The 20,400-nt window shown below is 66.1% G+C and carries 10 protein-coding genes and 1 pseudogene; 6 read left to right on the top strand and 5 right to left on the bottom strand.

Translation table 11 applies throughout. The features are described 5' to 3' along the window. Positions 1-598 precede the first annotated feature (598 nt). Positions 599-1,474: pseudogene (locus MTF69_RS42370) on the top strand (IS5 family transposase). Between the two features lie 807 nt (positions 1,475-2,281). On the opposite strand, the gene MTF69_RS42365 reads toward MTF69_RS42370, so the two are convergent. Genes MTF69_RS42365 through MTF69_RS42355 form a run of 3 tightly spaced genes read right to left on the bottom strand, consistent with a single transcriptional unit; the run spans position 2,282 to position 6,827 of the window. Next, positions 2,282-2,785 carry an Imm1 family immunity protein gene (locus MTF69_RS42365; RefSeq protein ID WP_279346924.1) on the bottom strand — a complete coding sequence of 168 codons (504 nt, stop codon included), beginning with the start codon at positions 2,783-2,785 and terminating at the stop codon, positions 2,282-2,284. 27 nt (positions 2,786-2,812) lie between these two features. Continuing rightward, positions 2,813-3,007, bottom strand: a complete 195-nt coding sequence (locus tag MTF69_RS42360) for a DddA-like double-stranded DNA deaminase toxin (protein ID WP_243342166.1) — start codon at positions 3,005-3,007, stop codon at positions 2,813-2,815. Continuing rightward, entirely contained in the window at positions 2,961-6,827 is a 3,867-nt protein-coding gene (locus tag MTF69_RS42355; RefSeq protein ID WP_243342165.1) for a polymorphic toxin-type HINT domain-containing protein, read from the bottom strand. The genes MTF69_RS42360 and MTF69_RS42355 overlap by 47 nt, the downstream gene beginning before the upstream one ends. A 468-nt stretch (positions 6,828-7,295) precedes the next feature. Here MTF69_RS42355 and MTF69_RS42350 point away from each other — a divergent pair, with 468 nt between their 5' ends. Continuing rightward, positions 7,296-7,805, top strand: coding sequence for a hypothetical protein (locus tag MTF69_RS42350; RefSeq protein ID WP_243342164.1), 510 nt, complete (start codon positions 7,296-7,298; stop codon positions 7,803-7,805). 91 nt (positions 7,806-7,896) lie between these two features. Continuing rightward, entirely contained in the window at positions 7,897-9,429 is a 1,533-nt protein-coding gene (locus MTF69_RS42345) for a trypsin-like serine protease (RefSeq protein ID WP_243342163.1), read from the top strand. A gap of 1,162 nt (positions 9,430-10,591) precedes the next feature. Here the strand turns inward: MTF69_RS42345 and MTF69_RS42340 are convergent. Both MTF69_RS42340 and MTF69_RS42335 read right to left on the bottom strand, forming a co-directional pair. After that, entirely contained in the window at positions 10,592-11,623 is a 1,032-nt protein-coding gene (locus MTF69_RS42340; protein ID WP_243342162.1) for a hypothetical protein, read from the bottom strand. Beyond that, positions 11,620-12,195, bottom strand: coding sequence for an RNA polymerase sigma factor (locus MTF69_RS42335; RefSeq protein ID WP_243342161.1), 576 nt, complete (start codon positions 12,193-12,195; stop codon positions 11,620-11,622). The genes MTF69_RS42340 and MTF69_RS42335 overlap by 4 nt, the downstream gene beginning before the upstream one ends. Before the next feature lie 953 nt (positions 12,196-13,148). Between MTF69_RS42335 and MTF69_RS42330 the strand changes: the two genes are divergently transcribed. The 3 genes from MTF69_RS42330 (at position 13,149) to MTF69_RS42320 (ending at position 20,024) form a co-directional block, all read left to right on the top strand. Continuing rightward, a complete protein-coding gene (locus tag MTF69_RS42330; protein ID WP_243342160.1) occupies positions 13,149-14,048 on the top strand; it encodes a hypothetical protein in 900 nt (299 codons plus the stop codon). A gap of 172 nt (positions 14,049-14,220) precedes the next feature. Then, positions 14,221-16,395, top strand: a complete 2,175-nt coding sequence (locus MTF69_RS42325; RefSeq protein ID WP_243342159.1) for a hypothetical protein — start codon at positions 14,221-14,223, stop codon at positions 16,393-16,395. Between the two features lie 44 nt (positions 16,396-16,439). Beyond that, the gene (locus MTF69_RS42320) at positions 16,440-20,024 is read left to right on the top strand and encodes a hypothetical protein (protein WP_243342158.1); all 3,585 of its coding nucleotides are present in this window, start codon (positions 16,440-16,442) and stop codon (positions 20,022-20,024) included. The last annotated feature ends 376 nt before the right edge of the window (positions 20,025-20,400 follow it).

The raw sequence follows: 20,400 nt of genomic DNA, 5'->3' as shown, positions 1-20,400 counted from the left end.
GCCGCTACAGCATGGACGCCAACACCCCTTGCGTGACCTGCGAAAACGCTAACTACCCGGCCTTGGGTCAAGGCCCGCGTCGCCGTCCCCCTCGGCATCGGAGGACAGGCCGGCTGTGTAGCCCTGTCCCTGCCCGTCAGCCAACGCCACCGGCTCCTGGAGATCGTAAAGATCCTCAGCGACCAGGCCACCGGCCTGCTGCTCTCCCTGCTCCTCGCCTCCGCACCTCCACTCGTCGAACCCGGACGCCAGGACCACACCACCCGACGACGCCCACACCCTGCCCACGGTCGGCAACTCGGGTCCGCTCTGAGTCCCCCGCCACGGCCCAGCTCGCAACCGAAGCCAGCTCCGAGAAGGACGAACCGCACACCGACGACCAGGACCACGGCCAGAACCCCGACTACGGCTACGACCACAGAGGTGAACCCATCCACTTCGGACGTCACGGAAGGCTGACCGCCCGCTTGAGCGAGCTCTCGGCACTGCGTACTCGCCATCTCAGCGATAGCAGCGCCTGACACCTCGCCCCGGCCTGCCCCTAGGCACTGTCCGGCGGATCATGTGACTGTCGGGTTGTTGACTCGTTGTTCTCGGCATGGGGCGGGGTGATCTGACGAATGCCGAGTGGGTCCGGTTGGAGCCGCACTTGCCGGCGTTGGGACGGCGTGGCGGCCGGTGGAGCGATCACCGTAGGGTGATCAACGGGATCTTGTTCCGAGTCCGAACGGGCATACCCTGGCGGGATCTTCCCGAGCGTTTCGGCAGCTGGAAGACCGTTTATGAACGGCACCGGCGCTGGTCGGCGGACGGCACGTGGGACCGGATCCTGCGTGCCGTCCAGGCCGACGCCGACTTCGCGGGCCGGATCGACTGGAGCATGGTCAGCGTCGACTCGACGTCCTGCCGGGCCCATCAGCACGCGGCCGGGGCCCGGAAGAAGAAGCCACGCGTCCCGAAAAAAGGACCACGCCCCGGCACCACCGCCCCGATGAAGGGCTCGGACGGTCCCGGGGCGGCCTGACCTGCAAGATTCATTGGTGAAGGTGGATGCCGACCGATGGCGTTCCTGGTCACGCCCGGCCAGTGGGGCGACGCACCACAGATGATCGAGGTCCTCGAACGCATCCGCGTTCCCCGCCCGCAGGGCGGACGACCACGCACCCGGCCGGACCACCTCGGTGGCGACAAGGCATACAGCTCACGCCGCAACCGCCGCTACCTGCGAAGACGCCAGATCAAGCACACCATCCCCGAACCGAAGGACCAACGGGGCAACCGCAAACGCCGTGGCAGCAAGGGCGGCCGGCCCGCTGGTTTCGACGGCGAGGTCTACAAACGCCGAAACGAGGTCGAGCGCACGATCAACCGGCTCAAGAACTCCCGGGCCGTTGCCACCCGCTATGACAAGAGGGCCTACGTCTTCCACGGCACCGTCACCGCCGCGGCGATCCGCTTATGGATCCGGCCGTGATCCGCCGGCATCCTTCAGACGCCTGAGGGATCGGCGTGGTCCGGGCTTCGACGGAGCGGCAGCATCTGGCTGAGGGTAATGAGGAGGAGCCCAGCAAACAGGAAGGCGTTTCCTCCGAAGAAGCGGACCTCCCACGAAACACTCGGCAAGATTCGAAAGTAGAAGAGACTCTGCAGAAGGGCGGACGCGCCCGTGAGCAGGGCGCCGAGGCCGTGGAGCTGGGGCCTGGTGACGTGGCGGCGCGCCGTGGGCAGGATCCACCCTGTCCGGAGCGTCACGATTCCCAATGCGATCGCCAGCAGCCCCAACAACGCGCCCGTTCCTACTACCCATGCCATGGTGCCGCTCCGACCGGTAAGAGGCCAGGAACGCGAGTTGCGCCCGGGCCGAAGATGCCCACATTGTCGCTGGACCAGGTGGTACCTGACCACGCCGGTGCCAGGCATTCTCCGTGCTTCTCCACTGCCGTCCGTGCACTAGCTGATCAAGATCCGCCGGACAGTGCCTAGCGCGCTCTCGAGCGGGGGCAGGCCGCCTCACCAGCACCTCAACCAGCGCGCAGGACGCGGTCTTCCGCCCCCGCCTACACATCGCCGGACGTGACACTCGCGCCATCACCGACCAGATCCGCACCATCGACGCCAAATACGTCAGCGGCGAACCGGTCGACCATCTCACCGCGACCGACCTCGCACAGGTCTAATTCGCACTCGGTCGTCTGCCCAACTCCGCATTGACCCCAACTGGTTTAGATAAAAGAACGGGCGCCCCACACCGTTACGGGTGCGGGGCGCCTTCGCCGGTGCGTTATACGGTCTGTTCCAACAGAATCCAGGACACGGACTCCGGCCTATCTCCTGTGCGAGTTCGACAGAACTCTTCGAGGGCCTGACGAACCCACTCCAAGGGAATAGCGGCTTCCGGTGGATAATAGCTTGGAGTTCCCGAATCCGAGATCAGATGCGGATCGAACGACGGGGGGTTCGGATTACCGGACGTCCAAATGAACTGCGATACGTGATTTTCATCCGAACCTTCAGGACTGTCCGGAGTCCACCACTTCAACGCCCCATACCCATTCTGGGTATTCACCGTAACATAAAGGTAATTCCTAGGCCACCTTACGCTGGTCTCCTCAGGATACTCGCCCTCCACAATACTGACTACCGCCTTTTCAGGCATGATGGCGAATCCGTCAGGAGTCGTAGATCCTTGCGGCAGGTCGTTCATGATGTGCTCGATGAGGGCACCGACCTCATCGTCAGTCCTGGCATAGAAAGAACCTTTGTGTGTGGCTCCCAGAACGATCATACCGAGCCTTCCAATCTACAGCTTCTACTACCTGACGACTGTACCGCGAAGCCTGATGGGATCCTTCATGCCAGGGTAATGCACCACCAGAGTCTGATCGGAATAAAGCATCGCAGGAACCGCCTGCTGACATCCGGCCGCGATCCCTGCTCCTGGCTTCGGGCATACATAGTTCTTATTGATCACGATATGCATTTCTCCGGGACCACCCTTGGTTCGCATTTCCCAGGCGAGCTTCGCCTCGGCATGATGCGAGACGTTCGCATAGCCTCGAAAATCCGGGAAGTCTTTCGATCCCTGCAGGAACTTGTTGTTCTTCCGAGTTCAGACCCTTTCCACTTTGAATGGTCGTATTCCATAGAGGCTTACCATCGGGGTAGAAGGCGAAACCCTCAGTCGGGGAGCCTTCCGGCGAAGCGGGAAGTCTGTCGAATGCCTGCTTGACCCAAACGGGGCAGGTCTCATCGGTATTGTGGACAAGGACCGAAGTTGTGCCGGCGGAAACGTAGTAGGTATGAAGGTCGTCGACAGTGAGGTCGTAGGCGGACTGAAGGCCCTTCCACTGCTCGGTCTCACCGACCAGAACCGCTGTGCCGACTGGTGTGCGCAGGGCGTCGCCAGCCTGGAGGTCGACAGCGTCGATCCACCGCTTGCGATTTTCGACCCAGTACGGGTGGTGGTCGGTCGAGACCAGACCAGACTTGTCCGTCAGCGTGACGCTCGTGAAGTCACGGTCGCCTGGTGTGAGGATCGTGCGGGTGACGGCACGAGGGCCAGTCTCGCCACTTGTCGGGTCGGTGGCCGTGACCAGGTCCCCTACCGCGATCTGCTCGATAGGACGTTGCGAGCCGTCAGCCATTAGGACGTTGGTGCCGGCGGGGAAGCTATGAGGAGCTTCAGAGAGGCAGGCCAGTGAGCGGCGGACCGCGCGAAGGGACCGGACGCCTTCGATGCCGTCGTCGATTTTGGTCAGGAGTTTAAGCCGGCCCCACGGCAGTACGCCGGCTGCTGCCATGACGCAGTTCAGGCCGGTGGGGTTCTCGATGCATTCCTTGATGCCGTTGACCCCGGCGAACTCCCACACGATCGCGCGCATTGTGGGGTCGATGTCGGGCATTTGGATCATGGAGTTGCCCGGGTCCTGGGCACACGCCATGATCGGCGCCATCGTCTCGCGGGTCGGGTGAGGGACGCAGATTCGCTTGGGCTTGGCCTGCTGCTGTCGCTTGCGTTCTTCCTCGGCCTGGCGTCGGGCTTCGGCTTCTTCCTTCTCCCGCAGAACCAGGACGGCCTTCCAGGCTGTCTTGGCCTCGCCCTCCGCGGCTTCCTTACTCTTGCCGGCTGCGAGGGCCGAGTCACGCGCGGCGTTGGCGGAGGTGGTGGCGTCGCTTGCGGACTGACGGGCGTAGGAGGCTGAGAAGGCTGCGTCTGCGGCGGATTGCTCGGCTGCGGCGGCGTCTTGTTCGGCACGGTTGGCTGCGTTGCGTGCGGTGGTGGCGGACTTCGCCGCGTTCGCCGCGGAAACGCTGGCGGCGTCGGCGGCCGTCTTCGCGTCCCTCGCGTACTTGTCGGCGTCGGCTGCGGAGTCCTTGGCGTCCTGTGCGTACTTGTCGGCGTCAGCCGAGGCCTGCTGTGCCCTGGCGGCTGCTTCGGCGGCACGCCACCTGTTCTCCATGGCCTTGGCCGCGATCTGCTGGCCCTCGGCAAGAAGTTGTTCGATGAGGTTGATGTGGTTGGTGGCGAGGTCGTCCTGGCGCTGGGCCATGTACTGGCCGGTGGTGACGAACTCGTGGAGCAGATCTGCGGATCCAGCGAGGGCGATCTTGGCGGCGGCGTTGACTTCGGGGCCGCCGGTGTTGGTCAGGGTGGCGGCGATGACTTTTTCGTCGGTGAGGCGTTCGCCGTACTGGGTGACGTTCAGGAAGGTGGCCAGGGCCTTGGGAGTGCCGTCGGCCAGGGCCTTCTTCGCGGCTTCCCTGACGCTGGGGCCGCCGGTGCTGGTGAAACGGGCGACGTCGACCTTCATGTCGTCCAGGCCGGCCGTGTACTGGCCGGTGGTGTAGAAGGTCTCGATCTGCGTGGGGGTGCCCTTAAGGGCCGCGATCGCCGCAGTACGGACTGCCTCGTAGGGGCTCTGGGTGCTCAGCTGAACGACACGCTCACGTATGTCGTTGTGGACAGCTTCCTTCCAGCGGGTCCGCAGGTAGTCCAGGACGTCCTGGTCGGTGCCGGCCAGGGCGCGGGCGGCGGCCTCCTTGTGCCAGGGGCCCAGGAGTTTCATCGCCTGCATGGCGAGCTGGCGGCCCTTGACGGCAGTCGCCTTCACGTCCACGTCCGGCCGCGCGGCTTCCTGCGCCAGCGTGGTTGCGGTGGTGTTGAGGGCGAGAGCGTCGGCCTGGGTGGAAGCCGAGGCGGAGATGTGCCCGTTGGTCGCGTCCTTGATGGAACGTGCGCGTTCGATGGCTGCGTCGGTGCGGGTCTTCAGGTCCTCGGCTTCGCCTTCGCGGGCGATGGCGAAGGTTTCCTTCGCCTTCGCCACCGCCGCTGCGGCTGTTTCGGCGGCTAGCTTCGCGGCGTCGGCGTTCTTCTTGGCCTGCGCCGCGTAGGTGGCTGCGTTTCCTGCCTGTGTGGCGGCTTCCTCCGCGTAGCCGGCTGCCTTGATGGCGTGCTCGGCAGCCTTGTTCGCCGCATCCCTCGCCCCGTAGGCGGCGGTCGCGGCGCGCTGCGCGAGCGCGGCGGAGCGGTCGGCGGCGGCGTCCGCGGCGTTGGCGTGGCGCCGGGCCTCTGCTGCTGCCTGGCGTGCCTCGGCCGAGTGGCCGCCGGCCGCGTCCGCGTAACCATTCGCCTCGTCCGCCGCGTCGGCGGCGGCCCGAGCGTTGGTCGCGGCGCCCTTCGCCGCGGTGGAGGCCAGACCGGCGGCAGCCGAGGCCTTGCCCGCCTCATTGGCGGCCTTCGCCGACTCCGTGGCCGCCTGTGCTGCGGCGCGGGCTTCGGCGGCCAACTGACGTGCCTTGTCCGCGTCAGCCGCATTGCCTGCAGCTGCGATCGCCGCGGTGTAGGCGTTGTTCGCCGACCGCGCGGCGGCAGCAGCGGCAGATGCGGTCTGCGTCGCGGCCAGGGCGGCACGACGCGCTGCTCGGTTGGCCGCATTGGCCGAGCCGATTGCTTCCTGCGCAGCCGAGGCCGCCGCGCGCGCGGCATCCGCCGCCTGCTTCGCCTTCACCGCCGCCAGCTGCGAATCACTCTGCGCGGCCTTGGTCTCCAGTGCCGCCTTCTGCGCGAGCTCCTTGGCCTTCGCCGACGCCTCAACGGCCTTCTTCGAGGACTCCTCGGCAGCCTTGGTGGCGTCCTGGGCCTGCTTGCCAGCCTCCCTGGCCTGCTCTGTCAGCTCCGAGATCGTCGCGTACTCCTGGTCCCGGTTCCGGGCGACGAACTGCCCGATCTCCAGGAACTCGACGATGTCGTCGGGGGTGCCCTTCAGCGCGACCTTGGCGGCCGCCTTCACGTTCGGGCCACCCGTGCTCGTCAACCGAGCGACGTCTACCCGGTTGTCGTCCTTGCGGGCCACGTACTGGCCCACCGCGAGGAACTGCTCGCGGTCGTAAAAGGTGCCCAACAGGGCTGCCTTGCCCTCATCGCGAACCCCGGGCCCGCCCATGCCGACCATCCGTGCGATGTCGACCTTGCGGTCCTCGTCAAGCGGATCCTCGTAGCCAGTCAGGAGGAACTGTTCCAGGTCGGCGGGGGACTTCAGCCAGGCGGCCTTCGTGGCCCCTCGGACTCCGGGGCCGCTGGTCGACATCAGCCGGGCGGCATCGACCCGGTTGTCGTCGTGCGCGATGCCCGGTGCCTCGTCCAGGAACTTGCGGATCGCGTCATCGCCACCCAGCAGCGCCTGCTCCGCAGCCTCCTTGATACCCGCCCCACCGGTCTCCCAGTAGCCGACGATCTGGCGGCGCAGGTTCGCCGGATCCGGCTGGGTCTCGGCCGCCAGCGCTGTGGGCGCGCCCAACAGTCCCGACAGCAGACCGGTGGCCAGCAATGCGTGCAGTGTGCGTCGTCTACGCACTCCCGAACCGAATGGCCAGGAGGATATATGCCGTTTCACGGCAACCCCTCAAGAATAGAAAAAGTTGAGCCCCTGGTAAGAATTCGGCCAGGAGCCAGGAACGCCCGATCGGCTGCTCCGCTGCGGATGACCGGTCGAGCGTGATCACCCTGGAGCCGCATGATCGTACAACCACTCAACCGAAGCCCTTCAGCAGGGCCTTGCCTACGTTCACTGACGCACGCTGATGCTTCATCAACCAGCCGATAAAACCCTTTTGCGGCACTATCTCAGGTCGATATTCCATGTTTGATCCATAGATGTACTGAGTCATGGAAAATTAACAGGTGAGATGTTGATCACGATCCACCGCTTGAAGTGAAAGATCGTCGGTGTGATTAGATTTGCTGGATTCTGACGTGATCCTTATGTCTCGTCCCCTGCTTTATTGAGAGGGCCATAATGGCTATATCCCGTGCGCGCAAGGCCCTGTTCGTGGGTCTCGCTTCGGTACTCACGGCATCCACCGCGGCCATCGGCGTGGCCTACGCCGTGCCCGGAACCGTCACCACTGCCGCAGCCGCAGTCGCAGCCGATGAAATGCCGTATGCCATCGAGGACTTCGGCTATCCGAATGCCGCGACGATCGAGGCAGAGCGGGGCATCGTCCTCACGCGCGGTGACGGCAACATCGTCCTCGTCGCCTGTGGCGGCACCGTCGACATCACCGTCAACACCCGCTCCGGGGAGAAGGACTACTGCTTCGACGTCAAGGCGAAGCCCGGTTACCTCACCCTGTCGGTCCCGAAGGCCTTCGGCATCTGGACCGGCGACGCCCCGGTGAAGAGCACCATCGAGGCAGACGGGGTCAAGACCGTCATCAACGCCCCCGCCAACGACTTCACCAGCTTCGGCGAAGCCACCGCCGAAAGCACGCCTTCCGCTCTCATCGAGCTCCGCGTCGCCGGCTGAGCCCGGTAATCAGGCCACCTGCGGCGTGACAGCCACAGGGCCTGCCGCCTCCACCCTCTCGAAGTAGAGCCTTAGGAAAACCATGTCCCACATGTCTCATACCCGGTCACGTCCGATGCGGCTGGCCACTCTGGCCACTGCCGGCGTCACCGCCTCCCTGCTCCTGGCCGGAACCGCCACCGCGATCGTCGGGGCGTCCTCAGCCGCTGGAGAGCACGCCTACATAGCCCGGGTCATCATCGGCCCCGAGGCCACCGCGAAGGCCTGCACAGCCACGCTGGTCGACCAGAACTGGGTCCTGACCGCGGCCAGCTGCTTCGCCGACACTCCCGGCGCCGCCCTCACGGACGGCAAGCCGAAGCGGACCTCCACCGTCACCTTCGGCAACGGCCAGACCGCGACGATCACCGATCTGAAGGCCCGCTCGACCCGCGACCTGGTCATGGCCCGACTGGACAAGCCCGTCACGACCATCACCCCGGCCGATGTCTCAGCCACCGCCCCCGCCGTGGGCAGCGAACTGGTCGCCGCCGGGCTGGGACGGAGCAAGACCCTGTGGGGACTGGCGCCCACCAAGCCCAGGAAGGCCACGTTCAAGGTGAACTCGGTGGCCTACCCCAACATCGAAGTCGTCGGCAAGAGCGCAAGCGACAACATCTGCAAGGGCGACACCGGAGCACCCCTCCTCAACTCCGCCGGTGATGTCGTCGGTGTGGCCAGCCGGTCCTGGCAGGGTGGCTGCGGCGGTGAGACGGAAACCCGCACCGACGCGATCGCCGCCCGCGCCTACGACGTCGCCAGCTGGGTCCAGCAGGTCCGTCTGGCCACCATCCTTCCCGATGCCACCCAGGTCATGACGACCGCCGACTTCAACAAGGACGGCCGCTCGGACATCGCGGTGGTCACCAAGGACGGCAACCTCCACGCCGCCTACGGCCGCACCGACGGCACCTTCCAGTACGGCCGGCCCCTGTGGGGGCTCGACGGCAGCTGGAAGGCGATCGCCGAGATCATCGGTGGCGACTTCAACGGCGACGGCAACATGGACATCGCCGCCGTCTTCGGCACCGGCAGCCTCAACCTGTACGCGGGCAAGGCCGACGGCACCCTGGCCTCCGGCCAGAAGATGTGGCCCGACAACACCAACTGGGCCGGCATGCTCCACCTGGCCCGCTTCAAGGCCGACAGCTCCGGCCGCGACGGACTCCTCGCCCTGTGGAACACCGGCGCCCTGTACGTCTACAACACCGGTACCAACGGCCTGCTGGACGGCGAGAAGCGCCAGCTGTGGCCCGACAACTCGTGGAAGACCATGAGGCTCGTGGCCACCGGCGACGCCAATGGCGACACCCGCGATGACATCGTCGCCGTCACCCCCGGCGGCTCCCTCATGCGCTTCGACGGCAACGCCCAGGGCGGCCTCAACGGCGGCGTCAACATCTGGCCCGACAACAGCTGGGCCGTCGACGGCGCCAAGATCTACGCCGGCGACGTCGACGGAGACAAGAAGCTCGACCTCCTCAGCAACTGGACCACCGAGCTCCGCTTCTACAAGGGCGACGGCAAGGGCGTCTTCGCCGCAGGCGACAAGATCTGGCCCATGACCCTGCCCGTGAACCCCTGATCAACCCGCCACACAGCGGTTCCGGGCAGCCACCCGCTGCCCGGAACCGCCCCCACGGCTGGATTCCGCGCACCCAGGATTCCCCGAACCAGCCACACTCCCCCACGCACAGCCATCTGGGTCACGTACACCGCGGCCCTGTAGGGCCGGTGGCGCCGTAGCGGTAACCAAGATCAACAGCCGCTGACCGAGGTTGCGGGCACCGAGGCGTGGTGCGTGTGAGGGCGCCCCGCCACCGTGGGCTCGCCGCCGGCCCGCTTGTTTCCCGCCGAGGTGCACCCAGCAGTGCGGGCAATCTAGCGGCCGACGATCACGTCCTCGCCGGCATGGCCAACCGCGACGGGAGATGGCAGACAGGCCGGCTGGCTGGCTGGCTGGCTGGCTGGCTGGCTGGCTCACAATCTGAGGAATCTACGACTCGGGACAAAGCCCCTGCCGCGCCCTGCGAGGGTTCAAACAGCGAGACCCGGGCTCCCGGACAGAGGCGCGTATAATCGCCAAAACCGCTTCCCGGACTATCCCGGCTGCGCACAACCAGCGCACCTCGGCCATGGCATCACCGGGCCTCCACAAGCGGGTCGACAAGAAACACCACACAGAAGATGGCTGGGGTCACGTGAAGAACCAGCAGCGTGTCCTCCTGCGCGGGGCATCACTCAAGCGACTGGCGGAGCTACGCGCGATCACCGCCTGGCAGGCTGCGAGGCACCACATCCGCGGCTGCTCCGACGCAGACTGCCTCCCTGAGCACAACGAGCGATCTGCCCTGTGGTGGTATCGACACCTTCACTTCGACACGCGGCCGTCGCCTCCGACCCGGCGGGACCGTCGCCGAGCAGTGATGGCGCTCGCGCAGGCTGCTGCCCGACGCCACCGGGATTCCTGCCAGGCAAGCGACTGCAGTCTGCACCACTGTGAATCCGAGACGATGTGGTGGTACCGCCAGCTCATCAACTCGAAGACGCAGGATTCCGGGGATAGCGGCGCATCTTGAGCCGTACCGCGTCTCGCCCTTGATCCTTCGCCTCACATGCCCGTGCATGGTTGGCCGTGCAATCAAGACGTGATGTGCCGTCGAGGCCCCCGTAGCGGTCGGGTCTCTGCCGTAGTGATTGTGGGGCCATCACTACGGCATCCGTCAGGGACATCCACACCTTCAGCCTCACTCAACAGCCTTTGGGGAAGCCGGCGGGGCAGGCCGGACACCCCCTTGCCGTTTCGCCCCCGGAGTGTCCCCGGGAAGGATCGGGAACGGCAGGGGCGCATCCAGGGAATCCCAGGGAACGGTGGGCGGGATGCTCCATGCGGGTTCCGCCGAGAGGTAGGTCTCCAGGACGACCGGACGCTCCCCTTCCGGGCCGCCGCGCGCGTAGACGCCGAACTCCAGCAGCGTGCCGGTCTCCGGGTCGAGGACCATCCTCACGCGTCGTTCGTCGCTCCGCTCTTCGACGGCCGTTCCTGTGCGGCCGGCGGCGTCCTTGACCTGGCCCACGAGCACCAGGCCCGGGGAGTCGGCCAGTACCTCGAACAGCGCGCTGCGCACGGCTGTTTCGAGCGGGGCGCGGGACAGGAGCTGCGCGGCACCGCCGAAGAACCCGGGCAGCGTGGTGGCGGCGCCGCCCGTCAGGCGGGTCCGGAGCTCCTGCGCGTCCGTCGGGAGGGAGGGGAGGTCGTCCCAGGTGACGTCCTTCCCGCCGACGAGCCACGAGTGGATCTCCGGAGGGGGGAATTCCAGCACTGGGTCGCCCTCGCTCTCCTGGATGACGTTGCGGTTGCGCCCGGACCAGGAGGTTTTGATCCGGGGGGAGGATCCGGTCCGGCAGCGCACCTTCCAGTAGGGCGCGTGCGCCACCGGGCGGCGCTCACCTGCGGTCGCCGCGACCTCCCGGAGGAACCCGGCAGCCGTGGCGGTCGCGGCGGGACCGTCCCCACCGCCGACCACCGGGTAGACAGCGACGCCGGCGGCGAGCACCGCGACGGCGGCAGCCGACACCAGCAGGCGGGGCAGGCGACGGCGCCGCGCGGCGATCCGGAGCGGGACGACATCCTCCGTCGCGCTCCCCGCTTCCGCGGCGATGGCCGTGCGTACCGCTGTCAGTGCGGCCTCCACAGCCTGCGCGCTCGGCGAAGCTACGCCGCCCGCGGCCCGCAATTCGTCGGCACCGGGGAAGTCGAGGATGTCGTGCTCGGTCATACCGGTTCTCCTGCCAGGCGAGGGCGACGGGGGTGCGGAACGTTCATGACGGCCTGCAGCCGGGACCGGGCCCGGTGCAGCCGGGATCGGGCAGTGCCCGGCGGTATGCCGACCACGGCAGCGGCCTCGGTGGGGCTGAGCTGTTCCCAGGCGACGAGCAGCAGCAGTTCCCGCTCCACGTGCGGGAGGTCGGCCATCGTCTGCCGCAGCAGCGGTCCGACGGCGGCGGCGTCGAGGCGCTGGTCGACTGCGTGCCAGGGGTCGCTGCTCCGCTCTTCCACGGAGGGCAGCCGCTGCTCCCGGTCGACCCGGCGCCAGTGCGCGGCGAGGATGTTCCGGGCCACGCCGAACAGCCAGGTCCGGGCCGTGCCCAGGTCCGGGTCGAACGACTTGCGGCTGCTGAACGCCTGCAGCCAGACGTCCGCGAGCAGATCGTCGGCCACGGCCGGCGCACGGCGTGCCAGGTAGGCGTGCAGGGCGCCCGACATCCTGCCCGCCAGCATTTCGAACGCCTCGGGGTCCCGGGCCGAGCGGGCCATCAGCCCGTCGTCCGTATCCCTGTCCGTGTCCACCAAGCCACCTCTCTTCGGCCGCGCACGTCACGGCCTCATCTCTTACTTGTCGCGGGAGGCGAAAGCGTTCGCGCAGCCGTCAGCGCCCGGGAGACGGGCAGGGACAGGACGCGTCCAGAACGCGCCTGCAACGTGGGTGCTGGGAGACGCTATGAGGTTGATCCCCGGGGAGTGGGCTCCGGGTTTCATGCGACGAGCGTCCGCACCCCGTACATCCCGCAGGAACGCTGGATCTCGTGCAGGCACGGACCGCCACCACAGCATCGGAGACCTCGACTGAGATCACCAGCACATCAGACAACTGCGGTAACAGACTGACCAGTTCAACAGAGCACGGTCAGAGGCTGCCCATGCTGCGGGTCGGCCGACCGTGCGACCGAGATGATCTCCGCCTACGAAAATCTTGCCAGAGCCACGTTCACTTGTACGCCGACACCGCCTCGCACAGCAATGCGCAACAGCACCTCGTCCCGGAGGTCCATGGTCATCTTCGATCGGACCGGGACCTCGGAGTTCGAGGGGGTGAGCCACTTCGCCCACGGCTAGAACCCGCGGCCGTCATAGCCGGGCGGGGCGGACCTCTCCACCGCCGACTCCTCCCAGGAATGCCCGACACCCCTTGACACCGACCCGTCAAAAGACCCTCGATCGGGACGGATCAGCCGATGCGCTGGCCGTGCTCGACCTGGGCGACGACGTTCCACGCTTCGAGGCGGTAGCGATGGGCTGAGCGCCTCCGCTCACGCGGCCCGGCTGATCTGTCAGCCGCTCAGACGACACCCGACGACTCGAACCCACTAGTCCGACTCGTCCGACGTTGCCATTCACGCCTCTTTTGACATCGATTCGAATAGCCTATCTAAGATAGGATGTCATCCGCACGCCTCACACACGAAGGCTTTTCGACAGGTTAAGCAATGGCCATTGCGCCCACAGGGGGAGATGAGAGATTCATGGCGAAACTGTCCTATAAGGTGCCGAGTTCGCTGAACAGGAGCTTCCTCGACCACGAGATCACGCTGGCCAAGGGAGGTTGGGCGGCGAAGCCCTCCCCGATCAAGCAGCTGCTCTTCTTCGGCGGCGGCATCCTCGCCCTGCTGTGGTTCAGCACGTCGACGTTCGTCGCGAGCTCGGGCCCAGTCGCCATCACGTTCTTCGTCCTCTGGGGACTGGCTGCGATCGCCTATTTCGGCGGGCTGATGAAGACGAAGGAGCTGCGCATCATGCGGGTGCCGGCCTTCCTGGCGTATCTGCCCAGCAAGGCCCGCCACGTCTTCACCCGTCGTACCTCGAACCCCACGGATTTCTACTCGATCCTCGGCATCGACGGGATCGACGAGGACGGGCTGATCCACTTCTCCGACGGCGGCGAAGGTCGGGTCTACCTGGTCGTCGGCTCAGCGAGCTATCTGCTCTTCAACGAGGACCGGATCGGGATCCTCGACCGGGTCGACTCCTTCTGGCGCAAGGTCGAGACGACCTGCGAGCAGACCTTCATCACGACGAAGGAGCCGCAGCGGATCTACCACCAGGTAGCAAATCTGGAGCAGCGCAACCAGGCTCTGCAGGTCCGTGACCCCGATCTGATCGAGCTGCAGAACGAGCAGTACGACATCCTCACGCAGCACGTGGGCGGGAAGTTCCCGTCGATTCACCAGTACCTGCTGCTCAAGGGCAAGAACGCCGACGCGCTGCGCAAGGGGCACCAGGTCCTCCAGGCCGAGGTCGGCGGCTCCACTCTCATGATCAAGGAAGCCGCGATGCTCGACCGCGAGGAGGCCGAGCCGATGCTGCGGGTCTTCTACCAGGGCATCGACGACGAACGGCTCAATCTCAAGGCGTCGCTGAACTGATCAGCGCCAGGCCGACCCAAATGACGAGGAACAAACGAAGGACACCATGGTGCTGATGGCGAAAGTCCGGGCACAGCTCGGCATCCCGGGGAAGAAACCTGACGAGACGAATGAGACCGCGGAGCTTGTGGTTGATGATCCGCACGCGGACGGCGCTGCTCAGGCTGAGGGCGTGCAGGACACTGCGGCGGCTGACGGCGTGGCCGATGAGGCCGCCGAGCCGAAGAGGAACTGGTGGCAGCGCCGCCAGGAGGTGAAGCACCTACAGGGCACGTTCGACGCCTATCCGCATCTGCTCGCGCTGAAGCCGAGGGAGAGGTACCTCTTCCGCTCGGACTACTTCCAGGTCGACGGCTCTGTCGCCTGCATCATGGCGTACTTCCACGACGACGCCGCGCACGACAACCTCGCCGCCTTCTGGGGCATCGATCGGATCCCGGACGGTCTGGACGAGCGGGTCACCGCGATCGTGCTTGAGCAGGTCAAGCGGATGGACGACAAGTGGATCGATTCATATACGAAGCAGTCGGAGAAGCTGGAGCGGCTCGATGCCAACGAGCAGGAGGAGACGGGCACGACTTCCTCCAAGCGCAAGGCCGCGAAGATCTCCGGTGACCTCGGGGTCACGATCGGGGAGCTCCAGGACGGCGCGAGCTACCTCTCCGTGCACAACCGGCTCTTTCTCAAAGCCCCCGACCTGGCGACCCTGGACGACACGATCGACCGGGTCACGCGCCTGTACATCGACCGCTTCGGCACGCTGAAGGCTGCGCCCTATGCTGGCGAGCAGCGCCAGGAACTCTCGGGCCTGTGGAAGAACAACGAGAAGAAGAAGGGCAAGGGCTTCCACTTCACCTCGACCGAGCTGGCCGGCTCGTACTCGCTGGTGACCAACGGCCTCAACGACAAGGGCGGCGAGTACGTCGGCTACATGGTCGGCGACGTCAACAACAGCGCCGTGCTCATGGACGTCAACGCCTACGACCATCACGTGATCGTCGCCGACGCCACGCTCAGCGAGTACCTCGACCGCCAGCGGGTGGCCAACATGTGGTGCTCGAAGATCTCGCAGGCAACGCTGCTGAACAACGGCCAGGTCGTCCACCTCGTCCTTGACGGAGCGAACCTCGACAAGCTCGGCCCGAAGTTCGAACGGCTCACCTCGCGCGTGGACCTGAACCAGGGCGACGTGAACATGTTCGAGATGTTCGGCGAGGAGGAGGACGAACTGACGGTCTTCTCCGCCCAGATGGAGAAGCTCAAGCTGATGTTCGAGCAGCTCTACGAGACCACCGATGGTGCCGTCGGCTCGATCATCCGCAGTGCCCTCGAAGACACCGCCACGGACTTCTATATCGAGCAGGGTATGTGGCGGCACAACGCCAAGGAGCAGCGGCACCGCCTGCGTGTGGTGAACATCCCGCACACCCAGGTGCCGCGCCTGCAGATGTTCGTCTCCTACCTGGCAACCGCTCACAAGGCGCTGCTGAACTCCAGCAAGACCGACGCGGACCAGCTGCGGGCGTACAACGTGCTCAAGGGCATCGCCAACGCGATGCTGAGCACGAACGGCGACCTCTTCAACAACCAAACGGCCTCGGCTGTGGACGGGGTTCGGGACTCCCGGCGAGTGGTCTACGACTTCTCACGGCTCATGCGCCGCGGCAAGGGCGTGGCGATGGCGCAGCTGGTGAACATCGTCGGCTTCGCTGTCGGCAACCTGGGGCTCGGCGACACGGTGATCATCCACGGTGCCGAGCACATCGACGACCGGGTGAAGAAGTACGTCCAGGACCAGTTCGACCACATGCACGAGCGTGGCGGCCGAGTGGTCTACAGCTACAACGACGTCGACAAGATGCTGGCCGACAGCGACTTCAACAAGTTCGACGCTGCGGACTACACCCTCTTCGGCCCGATGCGCGACGGAACGGTGGCGGCGTACCAGAAGCAGCTGCATCAGCGGATTCCGCCGGATCTCGCCCAGCTCATCACGACCAAGGGCGAGAACCTGACGTACTTGCGCCGGGGCGTCTCCAACGTGGTGTTCCACCTGGATTTGGCACTGGGGATCAACCCCTACCGCGAGGCCCAGCGCAGGCAGGTCCGTCTGGAGGCGGCCAGGGCCGAAGAGGCGACGCGGATGGACGCGATCATGCACGACAAGCCAGCACCGGGTGCGAACCTCACCAGCATCCGGAAGCACAGCGAGGGCGGCGACGGTGAGGCTGACGCGGGCCTGAGCGACGCGAGCAAACGCAACGACGGCAAGAGCCTGCCGCAGCCCGAGAACGGCGCGAGGCGACCGGCAGAGAGGCCCCGGCCGAAGAAGCTGGTCAAGGCATGAGCGGGGTCAGCACTGATACGAGGGCGAGGAGTAGAGGAGAGACCATGAACGGGACGATCACGGCGGTGGCGAGGCTGCGTGCCTGGGCCGGCCACGGCGGTGGTGTAGCCCGCCCGGGCAGGCTCGCGCGCGGGCTCGCCCTCGTGCTCCTGGCGGCGCTGCTCGTGCCGGTCTTCTTGATGGCGACCTCTTCGCCGGCGTCCGCGGATGACAAGAAGGAGCGCGACAACTACAGCCTCTACCAGCTGGCCTCGAACGCGAGCTCGTACTTCAGCGAGAAGAACTCGCCGCAGAACGTGTTGCCTACAGAGTTGTTCAACAAGGGCATGCACCAGAACTGGAAGCCGGTCACGTCCAGCCCGGCCTCGGGCGGTTCCATGCTCGGCTACGCCGACCCGGAGTTCAGCCTGGGAAGCATCGTGGGCTGGTTCTTCGCCGAGGTGTCAGGGTCTTCGCAGACCGTTACCTACGAGACCCTGGCCGCGAAGGATGACAAGGGCAACGCGAAGTACTCGGGCATGCTCGACTACGCGCACTTCGGGGCGGCCAACCACGACCTTGGCCTGGACACGATGTCCTCGGGCATCGGTGGCCAGATCGTGAGCGTGATCGGAGGGTCGATCATCTGGGTCCTCTACGCCCTGGCGCTGGCGGTCGGCACGCTGTTCTACGTCATCATCCAGTTCCTGAAGCTCATCAACCCCTTCACGTGGTTCTACAGCGCGGTCGCGGCAGTCAATCCGACTCTTGCCGAGGGTATGACCGGAGGTGATGCCGGAGGCGGCGCGCTCTCGGGTCTGCAGCACTGGATCAGCGGCTGGTACGGCCTGCTCGTCGATATCTCGTGGCAGGCGCTCGTGCCGATCTTCATCGGCGTCCTACTCATCGGCCTGGTCCTGTTCAAGAAGATGGACCGGGGCTCGGCGATCAAGAAGCTCATCGTGCGCGTCGTCTTCATAGGCGTCGGCCTCCCGCTCGTCGGGTCGATGTACTCCAGCGTGCTCGGAAAGTTCGACGACTCCGTTCTTGGTCAGCACGCCGGCCCGACGCGCGTCGTGCTGAGCACCTACGTCGACTTCGAGGCGTGGATGATGAACGACCGTCTGGGGATCCCGGACCAGGCCACTGTTTCCTGGAACGGCGACCAGGCAAGCCCGGACGCGATGATGTCGGTGCGCACGAGTGCGCTGGCGATCAACAAGCAGTCCCACGGGGCGACGTTCAACGGCATCAACATCGGAACGAAGGCCAAGGACGCCGAGTCGGCGTGGAAGGACGGCACCGTCTCCGTCACCGGCGGCAGTGCCTCGGACGACTTCAAGGCGGTGTTCTCGACCTTTGGGATCATCGGCAAGTACATCTCCAGCAGCGAGGTAGCGGCCTCCGACTTCGAGTCGGGGATCAAGAGCTCGATCACGCAGCTGGACGAGAGCTCGGATGTCAAGAAGAGGTGGTTCGTCGACAAGAGCAGTTACGGCGATGTTAAGGAGTTCGGTGAGGAGAAGGGGCCGAAGCCGGTCGATCACCCAGTGATTTCGACCGACGGCACGGGCCTGACCTCCTCGCGTCTAGGTACGGACTCGACGGTCTTTACGACGACGGGGACGAAGGCCGGCTGTGGCTTTACGGTGGTCAAGACGCCCTCCTCGTGCAATCTGTCCCCGCTGACGACGTACAACTACCTCAACACCGGGTTCAGCCCCAGTTCGCTGACCATGTACTCGTCGAACAACGCGACCAGCGGGTTCACCCGCGAGAACCACATGGCCGTCAGCCAGGTGGGTACGGGGCCGGCGAAGTTCATGTACTGGAGCAACGCGGCCACGGTCCTGGGCTCCATCGTCCTGCTCGGCTTCTGGTACGCCATCGGCATGCTGGCTGGCTCGGTTAAGCGGATTTTCGGCTTGGTGGCCGCCGTGCCGTTCGCAACGCTGGGCGCTATGCAGGCGATCGCCAAAGTGATCGTCTACTCCATGGCGCTGATCCTGGAGGTCCTCCTCACGCTATTCATCTACCAGTTCGTCTCGGAGTTCCTGATCTCGGTCCCGGACATCATGGCTGGACCCGTGTCGAGCTTCATGAGCCCGGGCGGCTTGTGGGGCAGCGCTGCGCTCGGCGGAATCATCGTGGTGATCCTGACCCTGATCTCCTCGCTGGTGATCACGGGCATCACCTTCGCCCTGCTACGAGTGCGCAAGACTGTGCTGCAGGCGATGGACGAGGTGGTCACAAAGCTCGTGGACAAGTTCCTCGAGACGAACACCGTGCCGAAGCCGGACAAGGGCGGGCTGATGCCTGCTCTGGCCGCGGGTGCCGGGTCTGGGGCGGGTATGGCCATGGGCAACAAGCTCGCCAACGGGTTCAACAGCAAGACCAGCGGTCCGCCGCCCCCGAGCACGGGCAAGCCCGCGGGCAAGACGGCGTCGACGAACGCCGGCGGCACGAACGGTGATGCCATGGCACTGACCACTGGTCAGCAGCCGCTGGCCCTCGGGGATGACGGCCAGGATGGCCCGGACAGCCCGGCGCTGGATGGTGGCCCTGGTGGCGGCTCCGGCGGCGGCAGTGACGGCGTCAAGGCTCTGCCGGGCGGCAGTGGTCCTGCGGGCGCTCAGAGCGATGGACACTACGACAAGGGTAGTCCGCTGCAGCTGACGAGTGGTGGAGCGGGCAGCTCGCGCTCGGACAAGCAGACTGCGCAGGGTCTGAGCAACCAGGGCGGCCTGTCGATCCTCGGGTACACCTCAGCCGGCAACAAGGTCATCGCCGGTGAGGTTCTGGCCTCGTCCACGGATCCGTCAAGCTCTCGCCGTGGGGCTCAGGGCCAGAGCAGTGTGGGTAGCACCGACTCTGTGGCCACCGGCGGAGATCATAAGGCTGTCGCCGGTCAGACGGGACCGACGCAGTTCGGCACGGGTTCCCAGCGTGCGCAGAGCCAACAGGGCAGCAACCAGCAGGCTGCGCCGCAGCGCTTCAGCGGCGACGCTGTGCCTGCCCCGGCTCCTGCTCCTGCTCCTGCTCCTGCTCCGACGCAGTCGGGTGCGCCGAGCACGCGTTCGACGCGCTCCGCTCAGGGCACCCCTGCCCTGCGGCAGCTGGGAGTTGGCACGTCGGACCATCGGCCCGTGCTCACTTCGGCATCGGGTCAGACTCCGGCTGCCCCTAGTGCACGAACTCCATCGAAGACGCAGGCAGCGCATCAGCCGGCTTCGATCCAGGCGCCGACGCAGACGCGCCAGACGCCTACCTCGCAGGCCCCGACCCCGACCCCGGCTCCGGCTCCGGCTACGGCTACGGCTCCGGCTACGGCTCCGGCTACGGCTCCGGCTCCGGCTCCGGCTCCGGCTACGCGGCAGACTCCGGCCCCCTATACCTCGACCCGACAGACTCCGGCTCCATACCCCTCGACCCGGCAGGCCTCGACCCCGACCCCGGCGACGCAGCAGACCCCGACCCCCTATACCTCGACCCGACAGACTCCGGCTCCATACCCCTCGACCCGGCAGGCCTCGACCCCGCGTCCTCATCCACGCCGGGTTGCCGATCCGGCCCCTCAGAGCGTGGAGACCCCGGAGCCGCAGCAGCGGCCGACCGGAGGCCTCCGTCGAGGCAGGCGCGAGGAGGACTGAGCGTCCCATCGAGGGCGAGCGTGGAGGCCTGACGCACCCGGTGAGAACGATCATCCTCACCGGGTGCGTCGTCCTTTGAGGAGCGCGAGGAGTCGGGGAGCATGAGGCTCAACTCAAGGCCTCGCGGCGAGTTCCCACGTGCCTGGTAGAGCTCGGCGCGATGGTGAAAGGCCGTGGGTTCGAGTTTTCCGAAGGGGATTAAAGGTCGAACCGACGGGTGGCACGGCCGTAACCGCGCCTGGGCAGACCTGGGTTCCCCGGGCGTGCCGAACCGGGAGGTGTCAGGGGCGATGGGAGGGCCTAGGTTCTGTTTCTTGGATCTCCTGACGTGATCATGTGGTCGGGTTCAAGCTGGTCGGCATGGTGGGGCGGGGGG

It is taken from the genome of Streptomyces sp. AP-93, from assembly GCF_022808175.1.
GTDB lineage: Bacteria > Actinomycetota > Actinomycetes > Streptomycetales > Streptomycetaceae > Streptomyces.
This window is presented reverse-complemented; position numbering and strand designations above follow the sequence as displayed.

What these genes read in the sequence shown, in the direction of transcription:
- MTF69_RS42365 (WP_279346924.1), bottom strand. Translation starts at nt 2,785, where the DNA reads ATGATCGTTCTGGGAGCCACACACAAAGGTTCTTTCTATGCCAGGACT.
- MTF69_RS42350 (WP_243342164.1), top strand. Translation starts at nt 7,296, where the DNA reads ATGGCTATATCCCGTGCGCGCAAGGCCCTGTTCGTGGGTCTCGCTTCG.
- MTF69_RS42320 (WP_243342158.1), top strand. Translation starts at nt 16,440, where the DNA reads ATGAACGGGACGATCACGGCGGTGGCGAGGCTGCGTGCCTGGGCCGGC.
- MTF69_RS42360 (WP_243342166.1), bottom strand. Translation starts at nt 3,007, where the DNA reads ATGCGAACCAAGGGTGGTCCCGGAGAAATGCATATCGTGATCAATAAG.
- MTF69_RS42345 (WP_243342163.1), top strand. Translation starts at nt 7,897, where the DNA reads ATGTCTCATACCCGGTCACGTCCGATGCGGCTGGCCACTCTGGCCACT.
- MTF69_RS42340 (WP_243342162.1), bottom strand. Translation starts at nt 11,623, where the DNA reads ATGACCGAGCACGACATCCTCGACTTCCCCGGTGCCGACGAATTGCGG.
- MTF69_RS42330 (WP_243342160.1), top strand. Translation starts at nt 13,149, where the DNA reads ATGGCGAAACTGTCCTATAAGGTGCCGAGTTCGCTGAACAGGAGCTTC.